Annotated in this window: 18 protein-coding genes; 13 read left to right on the plus strand and 5 right to left on the minus strand. The window is 63.3% G+C overall.

The window, feature by feature from the left end; translation table 11 throughout:
• Positions 1-24 precede the first annotated feature (24 nt).
• Positions 25-1248, minus strand: coding sequence for an MFS transporter (locus OHD62_RS29245; protein WP_263790327.1), 1224 nt, complete (start codon positions 1246-1248; stop codon positions 25-27).
• A gap of 125 nt (positions 1249-1373) precedes the next feature.
• Between OHD62_RS29245 and OHD62_RS29250 the strand changes: the two genes are divergently transcribed.
• A complete protein-coding gene (locus OHD62_RS29250) occupies positions 1374-1994 on the plus strand; it encodes a TetR/AcrR family transcriptional regulator (protein WP_263790694.1) in 621 nt (206 codons plus the stop codon).
• Here OHD62_RS29250 and OHD62_RS29255 read toward each other — a convergent pair.
• Positions 1935-2861, minus strand: coding sequence for an AraC family transcriptional regulator (locus OHD62_RS29255; RefSeq protein ID WP_263790328.1), 927 nt, complete (start codon positions 2859-2861; stop codon positions 1935-1937). The genes OHD62_RS29250 and OHD62_RS29255 overlap by 60 nt on opposite strands.
• A gap of 88 nt (positions 2862-2949) precedes the next feature.
• Here OHD62_RS29255 and OHD62_RS29260 point away from each other — a divergent pair, with 88 nt between their 5' ends.
• The 8 genes from OHD62_RS29260 (at position 2950) to OHD62_RS29295 (ending at position 9937) form a co-directional block, all read left to right on the plus strand.
• Positions 2950-3780: an SDR family oxidoreductase gene (locus tag OHD62_RS29260; protein WP_263790329.1), complete on the plus strand. Its 831-nt coding sequence runs from the start codon at positions 2950-2952 to the stop codon at positions 3778-3780.
• A 125-nt stretch (positions 3781-3905) separates the two neighbouring features.
• Positions 3906-4889: a hypothetical protein gene (locus tag OHD62_RS29265; protein ID WP_263790330.1), complete on the plus strand. Its 984-nt coding sequence runs from the start codon at positions 3906-3908 to the stop codon at positions 4887-4889.
• A 71-nt stretch (positions 4890-4960) separates the two neighbouring features.
• Positions 4961-5887 (plus strand): histone deacetylase family protein, encoded by a 927-nt coding sequence (locus tag OHD62_RS29270; protein ID WP_263790331.1) that lies wholly within the window; start codon positions 4961-4963, stop codon positions 5885-5887.
• 3 nt (positions 5888-5890) lie between these two features.
• Positions 5891-6142, plus strand: a complete 252-nt coding sequence (locus tag OHD62_RS29275; RefSeq protein ID WP_006330579.1) for an exodeoxyribonuclease VII small subunit — start codon at positions 5891-5893, stop codon at positions 6140-6142.
• Positions 6143-6252: 110 nt separating this feature from the next.
• Complete coding sequence (locus tag OHD62_RS29280) at positions 6253-6519, plus strand: DUF2277 domain-containing protein (protein ID WP_263790336.1); 267 nt, start codon at positions 6253-6255, stop codon at positions 6517-6519.
• Between the two features lie 9 nt (positions 6520-6528).
• Complete coding sequence (locus tag OHD62_RS29285) at positions 6529-7449, plus strand: pirin family protein (RefSeq protein WP_263790338.1); 921 nt, start codon at positions 6529-6531, stop codon at positions 7447-7449.
• Positions 7450-7581: 132 nt separating this feature from the next.
• Entirely contained in the window at positions 7582-9495 is a 1914-nt protein-coding gene (gene dxs, locus OHD62_RS29290; RefSeq protein WP_263790340.1) for a 1-deoxy-D-xylulose-5-phosphate synthase, read from the plus strand.
• Between the two features lie 148 nt (positions 9496-9643).
• Positions 9644-9937 (plus strand): hypothetical protein, encoded by a 294-nt coding sequence (locus OHD62_RS29295; protein WP_263790342.1) that lies wholly within the window; start codon positions 9644-9646, stop codon positions 9935-9937.
• 8 nt (positions 9938-9945) lie between these two features.
• Here the strand turns inward: OHD62_RS29295 and OHD62_RS29300 are convergent, their stop codons facing one another.
• Entirely contained in the window at positions 9946-10347 is a 402-nt protein-coding gene (locus OHD62_RS29300) for a GFA family protein (protein WP_263790344.1), read from the minus strand.
• A 148-nt stretch (positions 10348-10495) separates the two neighbouring features.
• Between OHD62_RS29300 and OHD62_RS29305 the strand changes: the two genes are divergently transcribed.
• The 4 genes from OHD62_RS29305 (at position 10496) to OHD62_RS29320 (ending at position 13463) form a co-directional block, all read left to right on the plus strand.
• On the plus strand, positions 10496-11260 hold the full coding sequence (locus OHD62_RS29305) for a TlyA family RNA methyltransferase (RefSeq protein ID WP_263790347.1): 765 nt from the start codon (positions 10496-10498) through the stop codon (positions 11258-11260).
• Positions 11257-12498, plus strand: a complete 1242-nt coding sequence (locus tag OHD62_RS29310) for a class I SAM-dependent RNA methyltransferase (RefSeq protein ID WP_263790349.1) — start codon at positions 11257-11259, stop codon at positions 12496-12498. Before OHD62_RS29305 ends, OHD62_RS29310 begins: the two co-directional genes overlap by 4 nt.
• Before the next feature lie 97 nt (positions 12499-12595).
• Positions 12596-12964 (plus strand): MbcA/ParS/Xre antitoxin family protein, encoded by a 369-nt coding sequence (locus OHD62_RS29315; RefSeq protein ID WP_263790352.1) that lies wholly within the window; start codon positions 12596-12598, stop codon positions 12962-12964.
• Positions 12957-13463, plus strand: coding sequence for an RES family NAD+ phosphorylase (locus OHD62_RS29320; protein WP_263790354.1), 507 nt, complete (start codon positions 12957-12959; stop codon positions 13461-13463). The genes OHD62_RS29315 and OHD62_RS29320 overlap by 8 nt, the downstream gene beginning before the upstream one ends.
• Before the next feature lie 12 nt (positions 13464-13475).
• On the opposite strand, the gene tldD is transcribed toward OHD62_RS29320, so the two are convergent.
• Together tldD and OHD62_RS29330 are read right to left on the minus strand one after the other, a co-directional pair.
• Positions 13476-14888 carry a metalloprotease TldD gene (gene tldD, locus OHD62_RS29325; RefSeq protein WP_263790355.1) on the minus strand — a complete coding sequence of 471 codons (1413 nt, stop codon included), beginning with the start codon at positions 14886-14888 and terminating at the stop codon, positions 13476-13478.
• A gap of 149 nt (positions 14889-15037) precedes the next feature.
• Positions 15038-15559 carry an invasion associated locus B family protein gene (locus OHD62_RS29330; protein ID WP_263790356.1) on the minus strand — a complete coding sequence of 174 codons (522 nt, stop codon included), beginning with the start codon at positions 15557-15559 and terminating at the stop codon, positions 15038-15040.
• Positions 15560-15697 lie beyond the last annotated feature (138 nt).

Genomic DNA, 15697 nt, shown 5'->3' on the forward strand with positions numbered 1-15697 from the left:
GCTCGAAACCGGGCGCTTCGCAGATCATTCCGCAGGAACAGCGGCCGCTTCGCATGCGTCCATGTCGCAGTCCGGCGTCGCAAGGCTGCGCTGGCCAAGCAGCACGGTGGCGAATGCGATTGTGCCTGCCACCACTGAGACAAAGAACCCGCTCTCAGCGCCGAACGCGTCCACCACCGCGCCGGCGGCGAAGGAGCCGAGTGCCATGCCGATGCCTATCCCGGTCATCACCCAGGTGACGCCTTCGGTCAGCATCGCCCCTGGCACATGTCGCTCGATCAGGCCGAACGCGGTGATGAAGGTCGGCGAGATCGCCACGCCGCTGACGAAGACGGCCAGCGCCAGGGCCGGCACCGTGTCGGCGACCAGCAGCGGCAGGGTGGTGAGCGCGATGATGGCGATCGCGATTGCCAACTGGCGCTGCAGCGGCATTTTCAGGTTGAGCGCGCCGATGATGATCCCCACCACGAACGATCCCAGCGCATAGACGCCGATGACCAGGCTGGCGGCACCAGGCTGGCCAAGCTCCTCGGTGATCGCCACGGTGGTTACTTCGGTGGTCGCGAAGGTCGCGCCGATGAAGATCAGGGCGAAAGTGATGATCTGAACCGGCCGCAGGCGGATGGCCGAGCCGCTCGAGCCATGGTCCACCGGTCGCACCTGCGGCTCGGTCGAGCGCTGCAGGATGAAGGCCGTCGAGCCGAAGGCGAGGAACAGGGTGCTGACCAGCATGCCCGCTTCCGGGAACAGCGCGGCACTCAGTCCGACCGACAGCGATGCGCCGGCGACATACACCAACTCGTCCGCCGTCGACTCGAAGGCGAACGCTGTGTTGAGCTCGGGACGACCGCGAAAAATCTCGGTCCAGCGCGCGCGCACCATTGCGGGAATGCTGGGCATGGCGGCGGCCAGCAGTGCGGACACGAACAGCGTCCATATCGGCCAGCCCTGGTTGGCGGCCATAATCAGGATGGCGAAAGCGAGCACGGAAATGACCGTGGTGGGCACGACGATCCGCGTCTGGCCGAGCCGGTCGACCAGCCGTGATATCTGCGGCGCAAGGAAAGCGTTGGCCAGAGCGAATGTCGCGGCGACGGCGCCGGCCAGCCAGTATTCGCCATGCGTCTGCGAGAGCATCGCGACGATTCCGATCGGAGCCATGGCGAACGGCAAGCGAGCAACGAAGCCCGCGGCCGCGAAACCCGCGGCTCCCTTTGCCTTGAAGATTTCGCGATAGGGGTTGGGCATTGGAAAGCTCCTGGCTTTTTGAGGGGGAGCCACTTATATACGTGGCGTATGCTAATTGAGAGATAGATACATACGAGGCGTATGTCAATTAATATACGCAACGTATGTGAAGGAAAAAGTGAATGGTGCACAGACCGCGCAAAGAGATGATCGCCGAGACTCGCGCCAAACTGGTCGCCGCGGCGCGCCAGGCCTTTGGCACTGTCGGCTACGTCGAAGCCTCGATGGATGACTTCACCGCATCGGCCGGCCTGACGCGCGGCGCGCTCTATCATCACTTCGGCGACAAGAAGGGACTTCTGCAGGCGGTTGTCGCCGAGATCGACGCGGAAATGCTGGCCCGGCTGAAAGTCGTTTCGGCAAGGGCGGATAATCTCTGGCAGGGTTTTGTCGACGAGTGCACGGCCTATATCGAGATGGCGCTTGAGCCGGAAATCCAACGCATCGTGCTTCGCGACGGTCCGGCGGTGCTCGGCGACCCCTCGCAATGGCCGAGCCAGAATGAATGCATCCGGTCCATGGCCGAGAGCCTGCGGAAGCTTAGGGATGAAGGAACCATTCGTGACGTCGATCCCGAGGCGGCGGGCAGGCTGGTCAGCGGCGCATCGCTGCATGCCGCGCAGTGGATCGCCAATTCGGACGATCCGGAAGCTACATCGAAAAAGGCCGTGAAGGCCTTCAACGTGCTACTGGAGGGCCTGCTTCGCGTCCCCGTTCCGGTGGGAGCGCGCGAACGCGCCCGGTGAGCATCCCACGCGTCGCCGGAACGCCGTACTGAAGGCGCTGGCGGAATCATAGCCTATCTCGTCGGCGAGGCGGTCAAGCGACCTTCCGCCCCGGCTCAACGCATCCTGAGCGAGCGTCATTCGCCAGCGCGAAAGATATTCCATCGGAGCGCAGCCCAGGGTCTCGGAAAACCTGGCCGCAAACGCTGATCGCGACATGCCGGCAAGTGTCGCGAGTTCGGCCACCGTCCATCCGGCGCGAACGTCGGAATGCAACGTGCGCAAGACTCGAGCCAGGGCTGGATCGCGCATTCCCGACAGCAACCCTGCCGGAAGCGTATCCTGGCTGATGCCGGGCCAGCGCAGGCCCTCCACCAGCATGATTTCGAGAAGCCGTTCCAGGATCATTTCCCGGCCTGGCCCATCGGCGGCGCACTCTTCCATGATAAGATCGATGATGCGGGCGAGACGCCCGGTATCGGCTTCCGCAGCGCGTATATGGATCATCCTGGGCAGCAGCGTGAGCAGAAGCGGCGCATTGACCTTGTCGATCTGGAAGCTGCCTCCAAGCATCTGAAAGTCAGGCTCACCATTTGGATCGCCATGCCGGACGGCTTCCTGTGAAGGCCGGCCCGGAACGCATTTGGCATCCGGTTGGCTCAGCAGCGCAAATGCCGGCGAAGTGGCCAGCAGCACGAAATCTCCATGATCGAGCAGCACTGGCTCCGCCTCATCGATAGCGAGCCAACATCGCCCCGCGAGCACGATGGAGAAGCCCGGCGCCTGATAAGCGGGATAACGAACGCCCCATGTCCCGCGGCCCGTTATCGGCTTTGAGAACACGGCGTGCGGCCGCAGCAGAGCGATCACATCGCTGAGAGGATCCATATGGACGATCGATAATGATTTACGGACGCCAGATTATAGACCGTCCTGTCTGCTTGTCTATCTTGCGGGCAGAAAAATGGAGATCCGAATGACCAGGACAATTCTGATTACCGGCACATCGTCGGGCTATGGCAAGTCCGTTGCCGAATTCTTCCTCGATCGGGGCTGGAACGTCATCGCGACGATGCGGCGCCCCGATCCGAGCGTGTTCGCGGCCTCCTCCGATCGTCTCAAGGTGTTGCCGCTCGATGTCACCGATGCCGGCAGTATCAGCAAGGCGATCTCTGCAGGTGTCGCTGCATTTGGTGCGATTGATGTGCTCGCCAACAATGCCGGGGTCGGACTGGCATCGGTCGTCGAAGCGACGCCGGACGGCACCGTGCGCGAGATCTTCGAAACGAACACCTTTGGCGTGTTCGCGACCAGCCGCGCCATTATCTCGCAAATGCGCAAACAGGGTCACGGCGTTATCATCAACGTCACGTCGAGCGTCACCCTCGGCATCATGCCGCTCGTGGCGATCTACGCCGCCAGCAAATGCGCCGTCGAAGGCTTCACCGAGTCGCTGTCCTATGAGTTGGACGCGTTCAACATCAGGGCTCGGCTGGTTGAGCCTGGCTATGCGCCGACCACGAACTTCAGCGCCAATAGCGGCGCACGCATGAAGGATTTGATCCCGGCGGACTACGGATCCTTCGCTCAATCCTATTTCGAGAAGATGACCAACTATCCAACCCCTTATTGCACCGAGGCGGAAGTCGCCGAGGCAGTCTTTGCGGCAGCGACGGATGAAGGGCGGAGGATCCGCTATCCCGCCGGCGCGGACAGCAAACTCCTCGCGGAGTTGCGCTGGACGACCTCGGAAGAGCATTACCTCAAGAAAATGCGCGAGATGTTCAGTCCGGAACTGCCGTCCTAGTCTTTGAAGATGCCGAAAGCCCGACGACCGCTGGACCAATCCCAGTCGCCGGCGCCGCCCGCGATTGACAATCGCCGGCCCGAAGTCATCCTCAGCATCCATCTCTGAGGGGGAGATTCGGGAGCATGTGGGATTTCCAGATCGGCAGGTCGGTGTCCATCATGATCAGGACATGGCCCTTCATCGTCTTTCGCATGATCGTCTATTTCGGCATCACGCTGGCCTATATCGTGGCGACCGGCACGGGCGCCGGCGTCGGCTATGGCGTCGGCCACGTCTCCACCGATCCCGACGGACCGCTGTCTTTCGCCTTGTGGGGTGGTGTGGTCGGGTTCGGCGTCGTTTCGATCGCCGTATACTGGATACGCGAATACATCCTTTACATCGTAAAGGCCGGCCATATCGCCGTCATGGTCCATCTGATCGACGGCCAGGCTGTGCCCGGTGGCCAGAACCAGATCGCCTATGCCAGGGAAGTCGTGAAAGAGCGTTTCGCCGAGGCCAACGTTCTTTTCGTGCTCGACCAGCTGGTCAAGGGTGCCATCCGCGCCATAACCGGCCTCATCGGCGGCATCGCCGCCTTCCTGCCCATCCCGGGCCTGGGCGGTCTGGTCAGCTTCATCAACACGGTGATCCGCCTGTCGCTGACCTATGTCGACGAGATCATTCTCGGCTACAACATCCGCGCCAATTCCGCCTCGCCTTTCGAGACGGCGCGCCAGGGTGTCGTGCTCTACGCGCAGAACGGCAAGACCATGGTCAGGAACGCTATCTGGCTGGCGGTGATCATGTGGGGCATTTCCTTCATTATTTTCCTGCTGATGCTGGCACCGGCCGGCGCCATCCTCTGGTTCATGCCCGGCCAACTCGGCGGCTGGGCCTTCGTGCTTGCCATCGTCTTCGCCTGGGCCTTCAAGGCGGCGTTCATCGAACCCTTTGCCATCGCTTGCCTGATGCAGGTCTATTTCAGGACCATCGAGGGCCAGGTGCCCGATCCCGACTGGGACCGGAGGCTGGCCGAAGCCTCCTCGAAGTTCAGGCAGATCAAGGACAAGGCACTGGCTTCGGTCGGTGGCTCGCGCTGGACGCAGCCGGCATCCAATAGCTAAACCCTGTTGAACGTCCGGCTTTAGTCGCGCGAAAACATGGTCAAAACGGCCGGGCGCGCCTATATCGGGGCATGGCCACCCGTCTCTACACCCACCCGATCTTCTTGGAACATATAACGCCGCCGGGCCATCCGGAGCGCCCCGACCGCTTGCGCGCCATCGAGCGCGTGCTCGACGACGAGGCCTTTGCGGCACTCGATCGTGCCGAGGCGCCGGCAGGCGACGAGGCGACCATCCTCTACGCGCACCCTGAGGAATTCGTCGCGCGCGTTCGTGCCACCATACCGGACACCGGCATTGCCCGCATCGACGCCGACACCACCGCCAGCCCGAAAAGCTGGCAGGCGGCGGTGACGGCGATCGGCGCCGCCAACGCCGCTGTCGACGACGTTTTCGAGAAGCGCGCCGACAACGTCTTTGTCGCCGCGCGTCCACCCGGCCATCATGCCGAGAAGACGACGTCCATGGGTTTCTGTCTCTTCAACACGGCGGCGATCGCGGCGCGCTACGCGCAACGGAAGCATCGGGCCGAGCGCGTCGCCGTCGTCGACTGGGATGTGCATCATGGCAATGGCACGCAGGACATTTTCTGGGACGATCCGTCGGTGCTCTATTGCTCGACGCACCAGATGCCACTTTACCCCGGCACCGGAGCGAAGAATGAAACCGGCGCCGGCAACATCGTTAATGCGCCGCTTTCGCCGCGCACCGGCAGCGAGATGTTCCGCGACGCCTTTTTGTCGCGCGTCTTGCCGGCGCTCGACAATTTCGCGCCTGACCTCATCATTATCTCGGCAGGGTTCGATGCGCATCACCGCGATCCGCTGGCCGAGATCAACCTGACCGAGGATGATTTCGATTGGGCGACCGGCCAGTTGATCGAGTGTGCCGGGCGCCACAGCGGCAACCGGCTCATTAGCCTGCTGGAGGGCGGCTACGATCTGCAGGGACTGGCATTTTCGGTCGCCGCCCATGTCGGGCGACTGATGAAAGGATGAGGAATGGCTGGCGAAGCGAATGAAGACGTCAAGGCGATGAGCTTCGAACAGGCGCTCGACGCGCTGGAGAAGATCGTCGATGATCTGGAGCGCGGCGATGTGCCACTCGACCAGTCAATCCGCATCTATGAGCGCGGCGAGGCGCTGAAGGTGCATTGCGACCGGTTGTTGAAGGCGGCCGAGGACAAGGTTGAGAAGATCAGGTTGTCGCGCGACGGCAAGCCGGTGGGAACAGAACCGCTCGACGCGGATTGAAGCACCGCCTCGAAACCACAATTTCGCCTTATCGGCTTTTGGACATGATCATGATTGAGGATAAAACTCATCTCGATTGAAACGGCTCCAAGACGAGGAGATTGCGAACGATGTGCAGAAACATCAAGACTCTGTTCAATTTCGATCCGCCGGCGACCAACGACGAGGTGCATGACGCCGCACTTCAGTTTGTTCGCAAGCTGAGCGGCTCCACCAAACCTTCCAAGCGCAACGAGCATGCCTTCAACCATGCCGTCGAGGCGATCGCGGCTGCTGCGCGCGAACTGCTCGATTCGATGGAAACCACCCAAGAGCCACGCAATCGCGAAGAGGTGGCGGCCAAGACGAAAGCCAGATCCGCACTCCGCTTCGCCTGAGGAGACCGCATGAGTTTCTTTCCTGGAAATGACCCGCAGGCTGGCGATGCCTTCGCCAGCGACCAGATCGAATTGATGGTCATTCCAAACGCCAAGGATATTGGCGGCTTCCAGGTTCGCCGTGCCTTGCCGACCGCCAAGCGCCGGCTGGTTGGGCCTTTCATTTTCTTCGACCGCATGGGTCCGGCCATCCTGCGGGCCGGCCAGGCGCTCGATGTGCGTCCGCATCCGCATATCGGCCTGTCGACGGTCACCTATTTGTTCGACGGCAAGATCAGGCACCGCGATTCGCTCGGCACTGAAATGGTGATCCAGCCCGGCGACGTGAATCTGATGACCGCCGGCCGCGGCATCGTCCATTCCGAGCGCACGCCGGAGGAGTTGCGCGGCGCGCCGATGTCGGTCTCCGGCCTGCAGACATGGCTGGCGCTGCCGGACGGCAAGGAAGAGGTCGCGCCGGTCTTCGAGAACACTGCCGCCCTGCACCTGCCCGAAATCGATGCCGATGGCGTCAGCGGACGCATCGTCATCGGCGCGTTTTCCGGGTTGCGGTCTCCGGTAAGCACCGCCTCGGAGACGCTCTATGCCGATCTCAGGCTGGCGCCCGACGCCAGCGTGAAAATCCCGGCCGATGCCGAAGAGCGCGCCATCTATACGCTTGAAGGTGAGGTTTCGATCTCCGGTGACCGCTTTCCGGCCGAGCGGCTGCTGGTGTTCCGGCCCGGCGACGAGATTGTCGTGTCGTCGGAAGGCGGCGCTCATTTCATGCTGTTTGGCGGCGCCTCGCTCGGCTCAAAGCGCTATATCTGGTGGAACTTCGTCTCATCGTCGAAGGAACGCATCGAACAGGCGAAAGAAGAATGGAAGACGGGGCGCTTCGATATCGTTCCAGGAGATGAGAAAGAATTCATTCCTTTGCCGGACAATTAGAATGCGGCCTCCTGGGTGCACAGAGCGCACTTTAACACTTGGAATCCCCGCCGCGTCACTGACACGCATTTACATTCGCCGGCCATCGGCCTATCTCGCGATGAACAAAAAGCCTGAGCAGGCCCGTAACCAGTGAACGCAAAGCCCGATACGCCGCTTCTCGACAAGGTCCGCATTCCGGCCGACCTCAGGACGCTTGCCGAAGGCGAGCTGCCGCAGCTGGCGTCGGAGCTTCGTGCCGAGTTGATCGACGCCGTGTCCCACACTGGCGGACATCTTGGCGCCGGCCTTGGCGTGGTCGAACTGACGGTTGCGCTGCACTATGTCTTCAACACGCCGGATGACCGGCTGATCTGGGATGTCGGCCATCAGGCCTATCCGCACAAGATCCTGACCGGCCGCCGCGACCGCATCCGCACGCTCAGGCAAGAGGGCGGCCTCTCCGGCTTCACCCGGCGCGCCGAGAGCGAATACGATCCGTTCGGCGCTGCGCATTCCTCGACCTCGATTTCCGCCGGCCTCGGCATGGCGATGGCGCGCGACCTCTCTGGCGGCCGCAACAATGTCATTGCCGTCATCGGTGACGGCGCCATGTCGGCTGGCATGGCCTATGAAGCGATGAACAATGCCGGTGCGCTCGATGCCCGTCTCATCGTCATCCTCAACGACAACGACATGTCGATCGCCCCGCCGACCGGCGCGATGAGCGCCTATCTGGCCCGCCTTGCCTCCGGCAAGACCTATCTGGGCTTGCGCGATTTCGGCAAGAAGCTGACCTCCTATCTCGGCGAGCGCGCCGATCGCGCCATTACCCGGGCGGTCGAGCACGCGCGCGGTTACGTCACCGGCGGCACGCTGTTCGAGGAGCTTGGCTTCTATCACATCGGCCCGATCGACGGCCACAATCTCGAGCATCTGATCCCGGTGCTGAAGAATGTCCGCGACAATGCCGACGGCCCGGTGCTTATCCATGTCGTGACCCAGAAGGGCAAGGGCTACGGGCCGGCCGAGGCCGCGCCCGACAAGTATCACGGCGTCAACAAATTCGACGTCATCACCGGCGCGCAGGCCAAGGCGCCGGCCAACGCGCCGAGCTACACCAAGGTCTTCGCCGAGAGCCTGATCCAGGAGGCCCGGGAGGACGACCGCATCGTCGCCGTGACCGCCGCCATGCCGAACGGGACCGGTCTCGATCTCTTCGGCGAGGTGTTCCCGACAAGAACCTTCGATGTCGGCATTGCCGAGCAGCATGCGGTGACCTTTGCCGCCGGTCTCGCCACCGAGGGTTACAGGCCCTTTGCCGCGATCTATTCGACCTTCCTGCAGCGCGCCTACGACCAGGTCGTCCATGACGTGGCGATCCAGGGCCTGCCAGTGCGCTTTCCCATCGACCGCGCCGGCTTCGTCGGCGCCGATGGCGCCACCCATTGCGGTGCCTTCGACACGACCTTTCTGGCGACGCTGCCCGGTTTTGTCGTCATGGCGGCGGCCGACGAAGCGGAACTGCGCCACATGGTGCGCACGGCGGCAAGCTATGATGACGGGCCTATCGCCTTCCGTTATCCGCGTGGCAACGGCGTTGGCGTCGACATGCCGGAGCGCGGCTCCGTGCTCGAAATCGGCAAGGGCCGCATCGTCAGGGAAGGGACCAAGGTCGCGTTGCTGTCCTTTGGAACGCGGCTGCAGGATTGCATGGCTGCCGCGGAGGAACTCGGCGCGGCGGGGCTTTCCACCACGGTTGCCGACGCCCGTTTCGCCAAGCCGCTCGACGAGGACCTGATCCGGCGGCTGGCGCGCTCGCACGAGGTGCTGGTGACAGTGGAAGAAGGCGCGGTCGGCGGCTTTGCCAGCCATGTGCTGCAATTCCTGGCGCATGAGGGATTGCTGGAGAGCGGCCTGAAGGTGCGCCCGCTGGTGCTGCCCGACGTGTTCACCGATCACGCCAAGCCCGAAAAAATGTATGCCGACGCCGGGCTGGACTCGGCCGGCATCGTGCGTACGGTTTTCGTTGCCCTTGGGCACGCCGCCAGCGCGCAGCGCGCCTGAATCAAAACCTCAACGGCTTGAATCAATTTGCCGGCGAACAATAGTAACCTATTGTTTACGCTGCAATTTGGCGTTTTGCTTACCGTGTCTCTTGGCCGTTTTTCAACGGTGCCCTGCTAAAGTTTGATCAGGCAGGGAGACAAGTACAATGAGAACGCTTCTGTGCGGCGTGGCGCTTTTGGCCGTCATCGCCGCGCCGGCCGTGGCCGAAACGCCCTACGATCGCAACCTCGAAAAGGCGGCGGTGGGCATTGTCGCCAGCAAGATGGGCGATATCCGCGGCGGCTTTTCCTACAAGCAGGTGCCGCAATTGGTCGTCGTTCCCGAAGCCGCATCGCCACCGCCCGTCCCAGCCGAGCGTTCGCGCAAGGAGGCGTCAGGCGGTAGTGGCGACCGCTTGATGCCGGCCGTCGACCGACAGATTTCGCGAACAATCTTTTAGAAACTAGACTAGAACCACATGTCGCGCACGCAGCGGCCATCGCTCGGCAGGTCCTCGAATGTGTCGAGGCCATCGAAATGGTCGATAGGGAGGTCGGCGACCGCCTCCGGCGGCGCCAGCCTCACATTGACGGCGATCCGCGTGCGACCCTTTGCGCTGGGACGCAGGCCGCGCCATGCCAGGACGCAAGCACAGGTAGGACAGAACAGGATCTCGAGTGCGGGCGCATCCTTTCCGGCGCGCGTATAGGAACGCAGAGGTCCCGCAACGCGTATGCGCTCATCGGCATAGTCGTAGGCCCAGAGCACGCCATAGCGGCGGCAAAGCGTGCAGCTGCAGGCTGTGATCGAGCCGGGATCGCCCTCCAAGGTCCAATGGGCCGCACCGCAATGGCAGGTTCCAGTCAGCATTCGTCCTCCTTCGCATTGCCTGAGCAAGAGGCGTCTGGCCCTCGCATTTTGCCGGACTGGGTGCGATATTCAACACGCCGTGGGGTCGGTCAGCGTCCTCTGCTCTAATATCCTTGCCTTCGTGGCTGGCTTTCGCCAATGAAGGTCGATGAATTCCCCTGTGCCTGCCAGCATACGCCAGCGGCTTGACGAATTGCTCGTCCAGCGCGGCCTGTTTCCCAGCCGCTCGCGCGCCCGTGACGCCATCGAGCGTGGCACCGTGACGGTCGACGGCGTCGTCGCCCGCAAGCCCGGCCAGACCGCGTTGCCCGACTGTCTCATCGCCATCGACGATCCGGCTCAGGGTTATGTTTCGCGCGCGGCGCTGAAGCTGATCGCCGGGCTCGACCATTTTCGCCTCGACCCCTCAGGCAGCGAAGCGCTCGATGTCGGCGCCTCGACCGGGGGCTTCACCCAGGTGCTGCTCCAACGCGGTGCTGCGCATGTCACGGCGATCGATGTCGGCCATGGCCAGATACATCTGGACATTTCTGGCGATCCGCGTGTCACTGTTATCGAAGGCCTCAACGCTCGTGAACTACTGGCCAATGATCTTGCCGGCCGTATTCCCAATTTCATCGTCTGCGATGTCAGCTTCATTTCGTTGAAGTTGGCCTTGCCGCCGGCGCTTGAACTGGCCGGCAAAGGTGCGCGCGCGCTGCTGCTGGTCAAGCCGCAGTTCGAAGCCGGCCGCGCGGCGATAGGCAAGGGCGGCTTGCTGAAGGATCCCTACGATGCGGCGCGCGTTGCCGGCCTGCTCGGGGATTGGCTGGACGGCATTCCCGGCTGGCGCTCGCTGGGGCTGAATCTGTCGCCGATCGAAGGCGGCGACGGCAATCGTGAGTTCCTACTCGCCGGGATCAAGGACCGATGAGCGCGCGCTTCGCCATCGCAAGGCTGGGCTCCCAGGGCGACGGCGTCGCCGAGACCGACAGCGGTGAGGTTTTCATTCCCTTCACGCTGCCCGGCGAAACCGTCACCGCCGCACGCGAAAAGGATCGCGCCACGCTGATGTCGGTGCTGGAGGCTTCGCCGCTCAGGATCGACCCGGCCTGCCGGCATTTCACCGAATGCGGCGGCTGCGCCCTCCAACATCTGGAGGCTGAAACCTACCGCCAGTGGAAGCGCGACAAGGTCATGCATGCACTGAAGAGCAAGGGCATTGCTTGCGACGTCGGCGTGCTGGTGCCGTGCTCGCCGCAGACGCGCCGCCGTGTCGTCTTCAGTGCGCGGCGGACCGAGGCCGGCATGCGGCTCGGCTTCGTCCGCGCGCTGTCGTCCGAAGTCATTGCCATCGAGGAATGCCCGATCTCGCTGCCCGGAATCGTCGCCGCGTTCGACCGCTTGAAAGCCCTCGCCGGGCTGATCTGCGCAACCACCAAATCGTTCCACATGACGGTGACGATGACCGGCTCCGGCCTCGATGTCGCGGCTCACGAGTCCGGCAAGCTTGGCGAGAACCAGCGCCGCGTCGCCTCCAACTTCGTTATCGCCGAGGGACTGGCCAGGCTTTCGGTCGACGGCGAGATCATCGTCGAGCCGAAGAAACCGGTCGTCCTGTTTGGTGGCGTCGCCGTCGCGCTGCCGCCAGGCGCCTTCCTGCAGGCCACAGAGGCCGCCGAGCAGGCGATGGCCGGCATCGTCGGCCAGCATTTGTCGCGCGCGAAAAAGGTCGCCGATCTCTTCGCCGGTTGCGGCAGCTTTGCGCTGCGCCTGGCCGCGAAATCGGAAGTCCATGCCGCGGAAGGCGATGCGCCGGCCCTTGCGGCGCTCGACCGTGCCTTCCGTTTCGCCAGCGGCCTGAAGCGGGTGACCAGCGAGCGCCGCGACCTGTTCCGGCGGCCGCTCACATTCAAGGAATTGAATGGCTTCGACGGGCTTGTCTTCGATCCGCCGCGCGCGGGTGCGGAAGACCAGTCGAAACAGATCGCCCGTTCCGACGTGCCGCTGGTCGCCGCGGTTTCCTGCAATCCGGTGACGCTGGCGCGGGATCTGCGCATCCTCATCGACGGTGGCTATGCCTTGAAAAGTGTGACGCCGATCGACCAGTTCCTGTGGTCGCCGCATGTCGAGGCTGTGGCGCTGCTGGAGAAGCCGAGGAGAAGACGATAGGCTGGTAGAAATCGAGGGCCGGCATCCGTTGAGCTTGAATTGCGCGTGGATTGCGCATATTTTGATGGAATAGTGTCAAAATGCGCAGGAAATCGCCATGGCTGTAGCCCTCGACATCCCAGCGTCGCGTTTCGGTGAGGAACGCACGCCATTTCTCTCGGCAAGGCGGGTCGCCGAACTGCTCGGCGTCAATCTGACGGAACTGGCCGGCCTGATCGGTGTGGCGCGCAACACGCTTGCCGCCAAGGCCGGCGCGCGTAAGGTCGACGCTGCCCTCAGTCCCGTCGTTCGCATTCTGTCGATGGCGGGCGAAATGGCCGGCAACGAACAACGCGCGGCGATCTGGTTCAAGCATCAGCCGATCCCCGGCTGGGCGGGAAAGACCGCTTACGATCTGGTTCGCGAGGGCAAGACGGACAAGGTGCTCGCCTATCTGGAGGCAGTACGCTCCGGCATCTATGCCTGAAACCAGGCTGACCCTATGGCGCGCCTTCGTGCCACGCTGGGCACATCTGCCGCTCTCCGGCGCGGGTGCTGCCCGCTTCGGCGGCCGCTGGAATCCGCTGGGCGCCGCAACGATCTATGCCGCGCGGGAACTGTCCACCGCCTGGGCCGAGTACAATCAAGGCTTTGTCCAGCACCCGGCGCTGATCGCACAGTTCGAACTGACAGGCGCGCGGCTGGCCGACCTGACGGATGCCGATACGCTGACTGAGCTCAGCGTATCGGCGGACATCCACCGATGCGAATGGCGCGACATCATCGATAGAGGGTTTGTGCCCGAGACGCACACACTGAGGGATCGCCTGCTCGCCGACGGTCTGCACGGCGTGATCTACCCGTCCTTCATGTCGCCCGGCGGCACCTGTGTCGCGCTCTGGCGCTGGAACGAGGACAATGCACCACGCCTCGACATCATCGATCCCGGCCATCGCCTGCCGAGGACGCCGGCGTCATGGCTGTAAGAGCAGCTAGACTCAAACCCTGGTGCCACCCACCGTCATCTGGTTCATCCTGAGATGCGGCTGGCCGACGCCGACAGGCACGCCCTGTCCGGCCTTGCCGCACATACCGATGCCATTGTCGAGCTTCATGTCGTTGCCGATCATCGAGACGCGGTGCATGGCGTCCGGCCCGTTGCCGATCAGCATTGCGCCCTTGATCGGCTGCGTCACCTTGCCGTTCTCGATCATATAGGCCTCGGTGCAGCCGAACACGAACTTGCCCGAAGTGATGTCGACCTGGCCGCCGCCAAACGAGACGGCATAGATGCCGTTCTTGACCGAGGCGATGATCTCTTCCGGCTGCATATCACCTGCCGTCATGTAGGTATTGGTCATGCGTGGCATCGGCTGGTGCGCGTAGCCTTCGCGCCGTCCGTTGCCGGTGGCCTTCATCCCCATCAGCCGCGCGTTCTGGCGATCCTGCATGTAGCCGACCAGCTTGCCGTCCTCGATCAGCACGTTGCGGGCCGATGGCGTGCCTTCGTCGTCGACGGTCAGCGAGCCGCGCCGCTCGGGCAAGGTGCCGTCATCGACGACGGTGACGCCCTTCGCGGCCACTTGCTGGCCCATCAGCCCGGCGAAGGCCGAGGTCTTCTTGCGGTTGAAGTCGCCTTCCAGCCCATGGCCGACGGCCTCGTGCAGCATGACGCCTGGCCAGCCGCTGGAGAGCACGATGTCGAACGTGCCGGCCGGCGCCGGGATCGCCTCGAGATTGACCAGCGCCTGGCGCAGCGCCTCCTTGGCGGCGTGCTTCCAGCTGTCCTCGACCAGGAACTCGCCAAACGCCTTGCGCCCGCCCATGCCGTAGGAACCGCTTTCCTGCCGGTCGCCATTGCCGACCACCACCGACACGTTGATCCTGACCAGCGGGCGGATATCGCGCACCATCTGGCCGTCGGCGCGCACGATCTCGACATGCTGCCAGGAAGCGGCGAGCGAGGCCGTCACTTGCCGCACCCGCGGATCCTCGGCGCGCAGCCAGGCATCGATTTCCTGCAGCAGCTTGGCCTTGGCCTCGAAAGAGGGCGAGGGGATAGGGTTCTCTTCGCCATAGAGATGGCGGTTGGTGCGGGCGGGGGCGGCGGCAAGCGTGCCGGAATAGCCGCCCTTGACTGTTGAAACGGCGTCGGCGGCACGCAGCAGCGAGGCCTCGGAAAGATCGCTGGAATGTGCGTAGCCGCTGGCCTCGCCGGCAACCGCGCGCAGGCCAAAACCCTGGTCGGTGTTGAAATTGGCGGTCTTCAGCCGGCCGTTGTCGAACATCAGCGCTTCGCTCTCGCTGTATTCGAGAAACAGTTCGCCGTCATCGGCGCCATTGATGGTCTCGGCGACGATCTCCTTGATGCGATCGTCGGAAATGTCGAATTGGCCGATCAGGCTGTTCATGGCAGGTCCATTCATGGGAAGATTGATCGTGGGTTCCCTCGATGTAGGCGCGAAGACAGGCTCAGACAATCGGCAATGACGCCAAACGCGGTGACGATCGCCGTCGGACGGGCCAGATAATCGTCAAGGACTGGGATGTGCGGCCGATTTCAGGGCAGGGCGGCGAAGCCGTCCGCGAAACCCTTCAGGTCGACGGGAATGCCGATACCTTCTTCCGGCGTCTGGAAGACGATGAAGGTGGCCGAGGTGCCGGTCTTCAGCGTGTCGAGCAGCGGCTTTTCAAGGATGACCTCGGCATAGCAGCCGTCCTGGAAGCAGCGCACGAAATAGGCACGGCCGATATCCTTGCCGTCGACATTGAGACCCAGCCCGTTGGGCAACAGCACGCCGAGCGGCGCCAGCACGCGCAGGATCTCGGCCTTGTTGTCGGCGGTGCGCAGCACGACGACGGAAAGCCCCATCTCGGGGCGATCCTCGGCGACGACGTTCTGCATCATCACGCATTGTTCTGAAGTCGCGCCGGCCGGCGTGTCGCAGATGATCGACCACGCCCCATGCGTCGACTTGACCGTACCGCTTGGCTGCGCGGCGCTGGCCTGGCCGATGCCGGACAAGCCAATGGCGGCGAGCAAGATGACCTTCGCCAAGGTTCTCGAAAGCCAAGAGGTCATGACGGCTCCATTGCGAATCACGGCACTTTAAGCCGCGCCAAGGCCAAGTAAAGGACGAGACCGCTGCCGGTCTGCCCCGATCTGGGAATATTGCGCTTTTCCCTAGCAAATTCGCCCGAATTGCGACCGCCCGGCGCA

The sequence above is a fragment of the Mesorhizobium sp. YC-39 genome (assembly GCF_025753795.1).
In the GTDB taxonomy this organism is placed as follows: domain Bacteria; phylum Pseudomonadota; class Alphaproteobacteria; order Rhizobiales; family Rhizobiaceae; genus Mesorhizobium.

Excerpts from the sequence above, each read along its gene's own strand:
- OHD62_RS29300 (WP_263790344.1), bottom strand. The coding sequence starts at position 10,347 with ATGCTGACTGGAACCTGCCATTGCGGTGCGGCCCATTGGACCTTGGAG.
- OHD62_RS29285 (WP_263790338.1), top strand. The coding sequence starts at position 6,529 with ATGAGTTTCTTTCCTGGAAATGACCCGCAGGCTGGCGATGCCTTCGCC.
- OHD62_RS29260 (WP_263790329.1), top strand. The coding sequence starts at position 2,950 with ATGACCAGGACAATTCTGATTACCGGCACATCGTCGGGCTATGGCAAG.
- OHD62_RS29320 (WP_263790354.1), top strand. The coding sequence starts at position 12,957 with ATGCCTGAAACCAGGCTGACCCTATGGCGCGCCTTCGTGCCACGCTGG.
- OHD62_RS29255 (WP_263790328.1), bottom strand. The coding sequence starts at position 2,861 with ATGGATCCTCTCAGCGATGTGATCGCTCTGCTGCGGCCGCACGCCGTG.
- OHD62_RS29295 (WP_263790342.1), top strand. The coding sequence starts at position 9,644 with ATGAGAACGCTTCTGTGCGGCGTGGCGCTTTTGGCCGTCATCGCCGCG.
- OHD62_RS29270 (WP_263790331.1), top strand. The coding sequence starts at position 4,961 with ATGGCCACCCGTCTCTACACCCACCCGATCTTCTTGGAACATATAACG.
- OHD62_RS29305 (WP_263790347.1), top strand. The coding sequence starts at position 10,496 with ATGAATTCCCCTGTGCCTGCCAGCATACGCCAGCGGCTTGACGAATTG.
- OHD62_RS29330 (WP_263790356.1), bottom strand. The coding sequence starts at position 15,559 with ATGACCTCTTGGCTTTCGAGAACCTTGGCGAAGGTCATCTTGCTCGCC.
- OHD62_RS29310 (WP_263790349.1), top strand. The coding sequence starts at position 11,257 with ATGAGCGCGCGCTTCGCCATCGCAAGGCTGGGCTCCCAGGGCGACGGC.
- OHD62_RS29275 (WP_006330579.1), top strand. The coding sequence starts at position 5,891 with ATGGCTGGCGAAGCGAATGAAGACGTCAAGGCGATGAGCTTCGAACAG.
- tldD (WP_263790355.1), bottom strand. The coding sequence starts at position 14,888 with ATGAACAGCCTGATCGGCCAATTCGACATTTCCGACGATCGCATCAAG.
- OHD62_RS29315 (WP_263790352.1), top strand. The coding sequence starts at position 12,596 with ATGGCTGTAGCCCTCGACATCCCAGCGTCGCGTTTCGGTGAGGAACGC.
- OHD62_RS29280 (WP_263790336.1), top strand. The coding sequence starts at position 6,253 with ATGTGCAGAAACATCAAGACTCTGTTCAATTTCGATCCGCCGGCGACC.
- OHD62_RS29245 (WP_263790327.1), bottom strand. The coding sequence starts at position 1,248 with ATGCCCAACCCCTATCGCGAAATCTTCAAGGCAAAGGGAGCCGCGGGT.
- OHD62_RS29265 (WP_263790330.1), top strand. The coding sequence starts at position 3,906 with ATGTGGGATTTCCAGATCGGCAGGTCGGTGTCCATCATGATCAGGACA.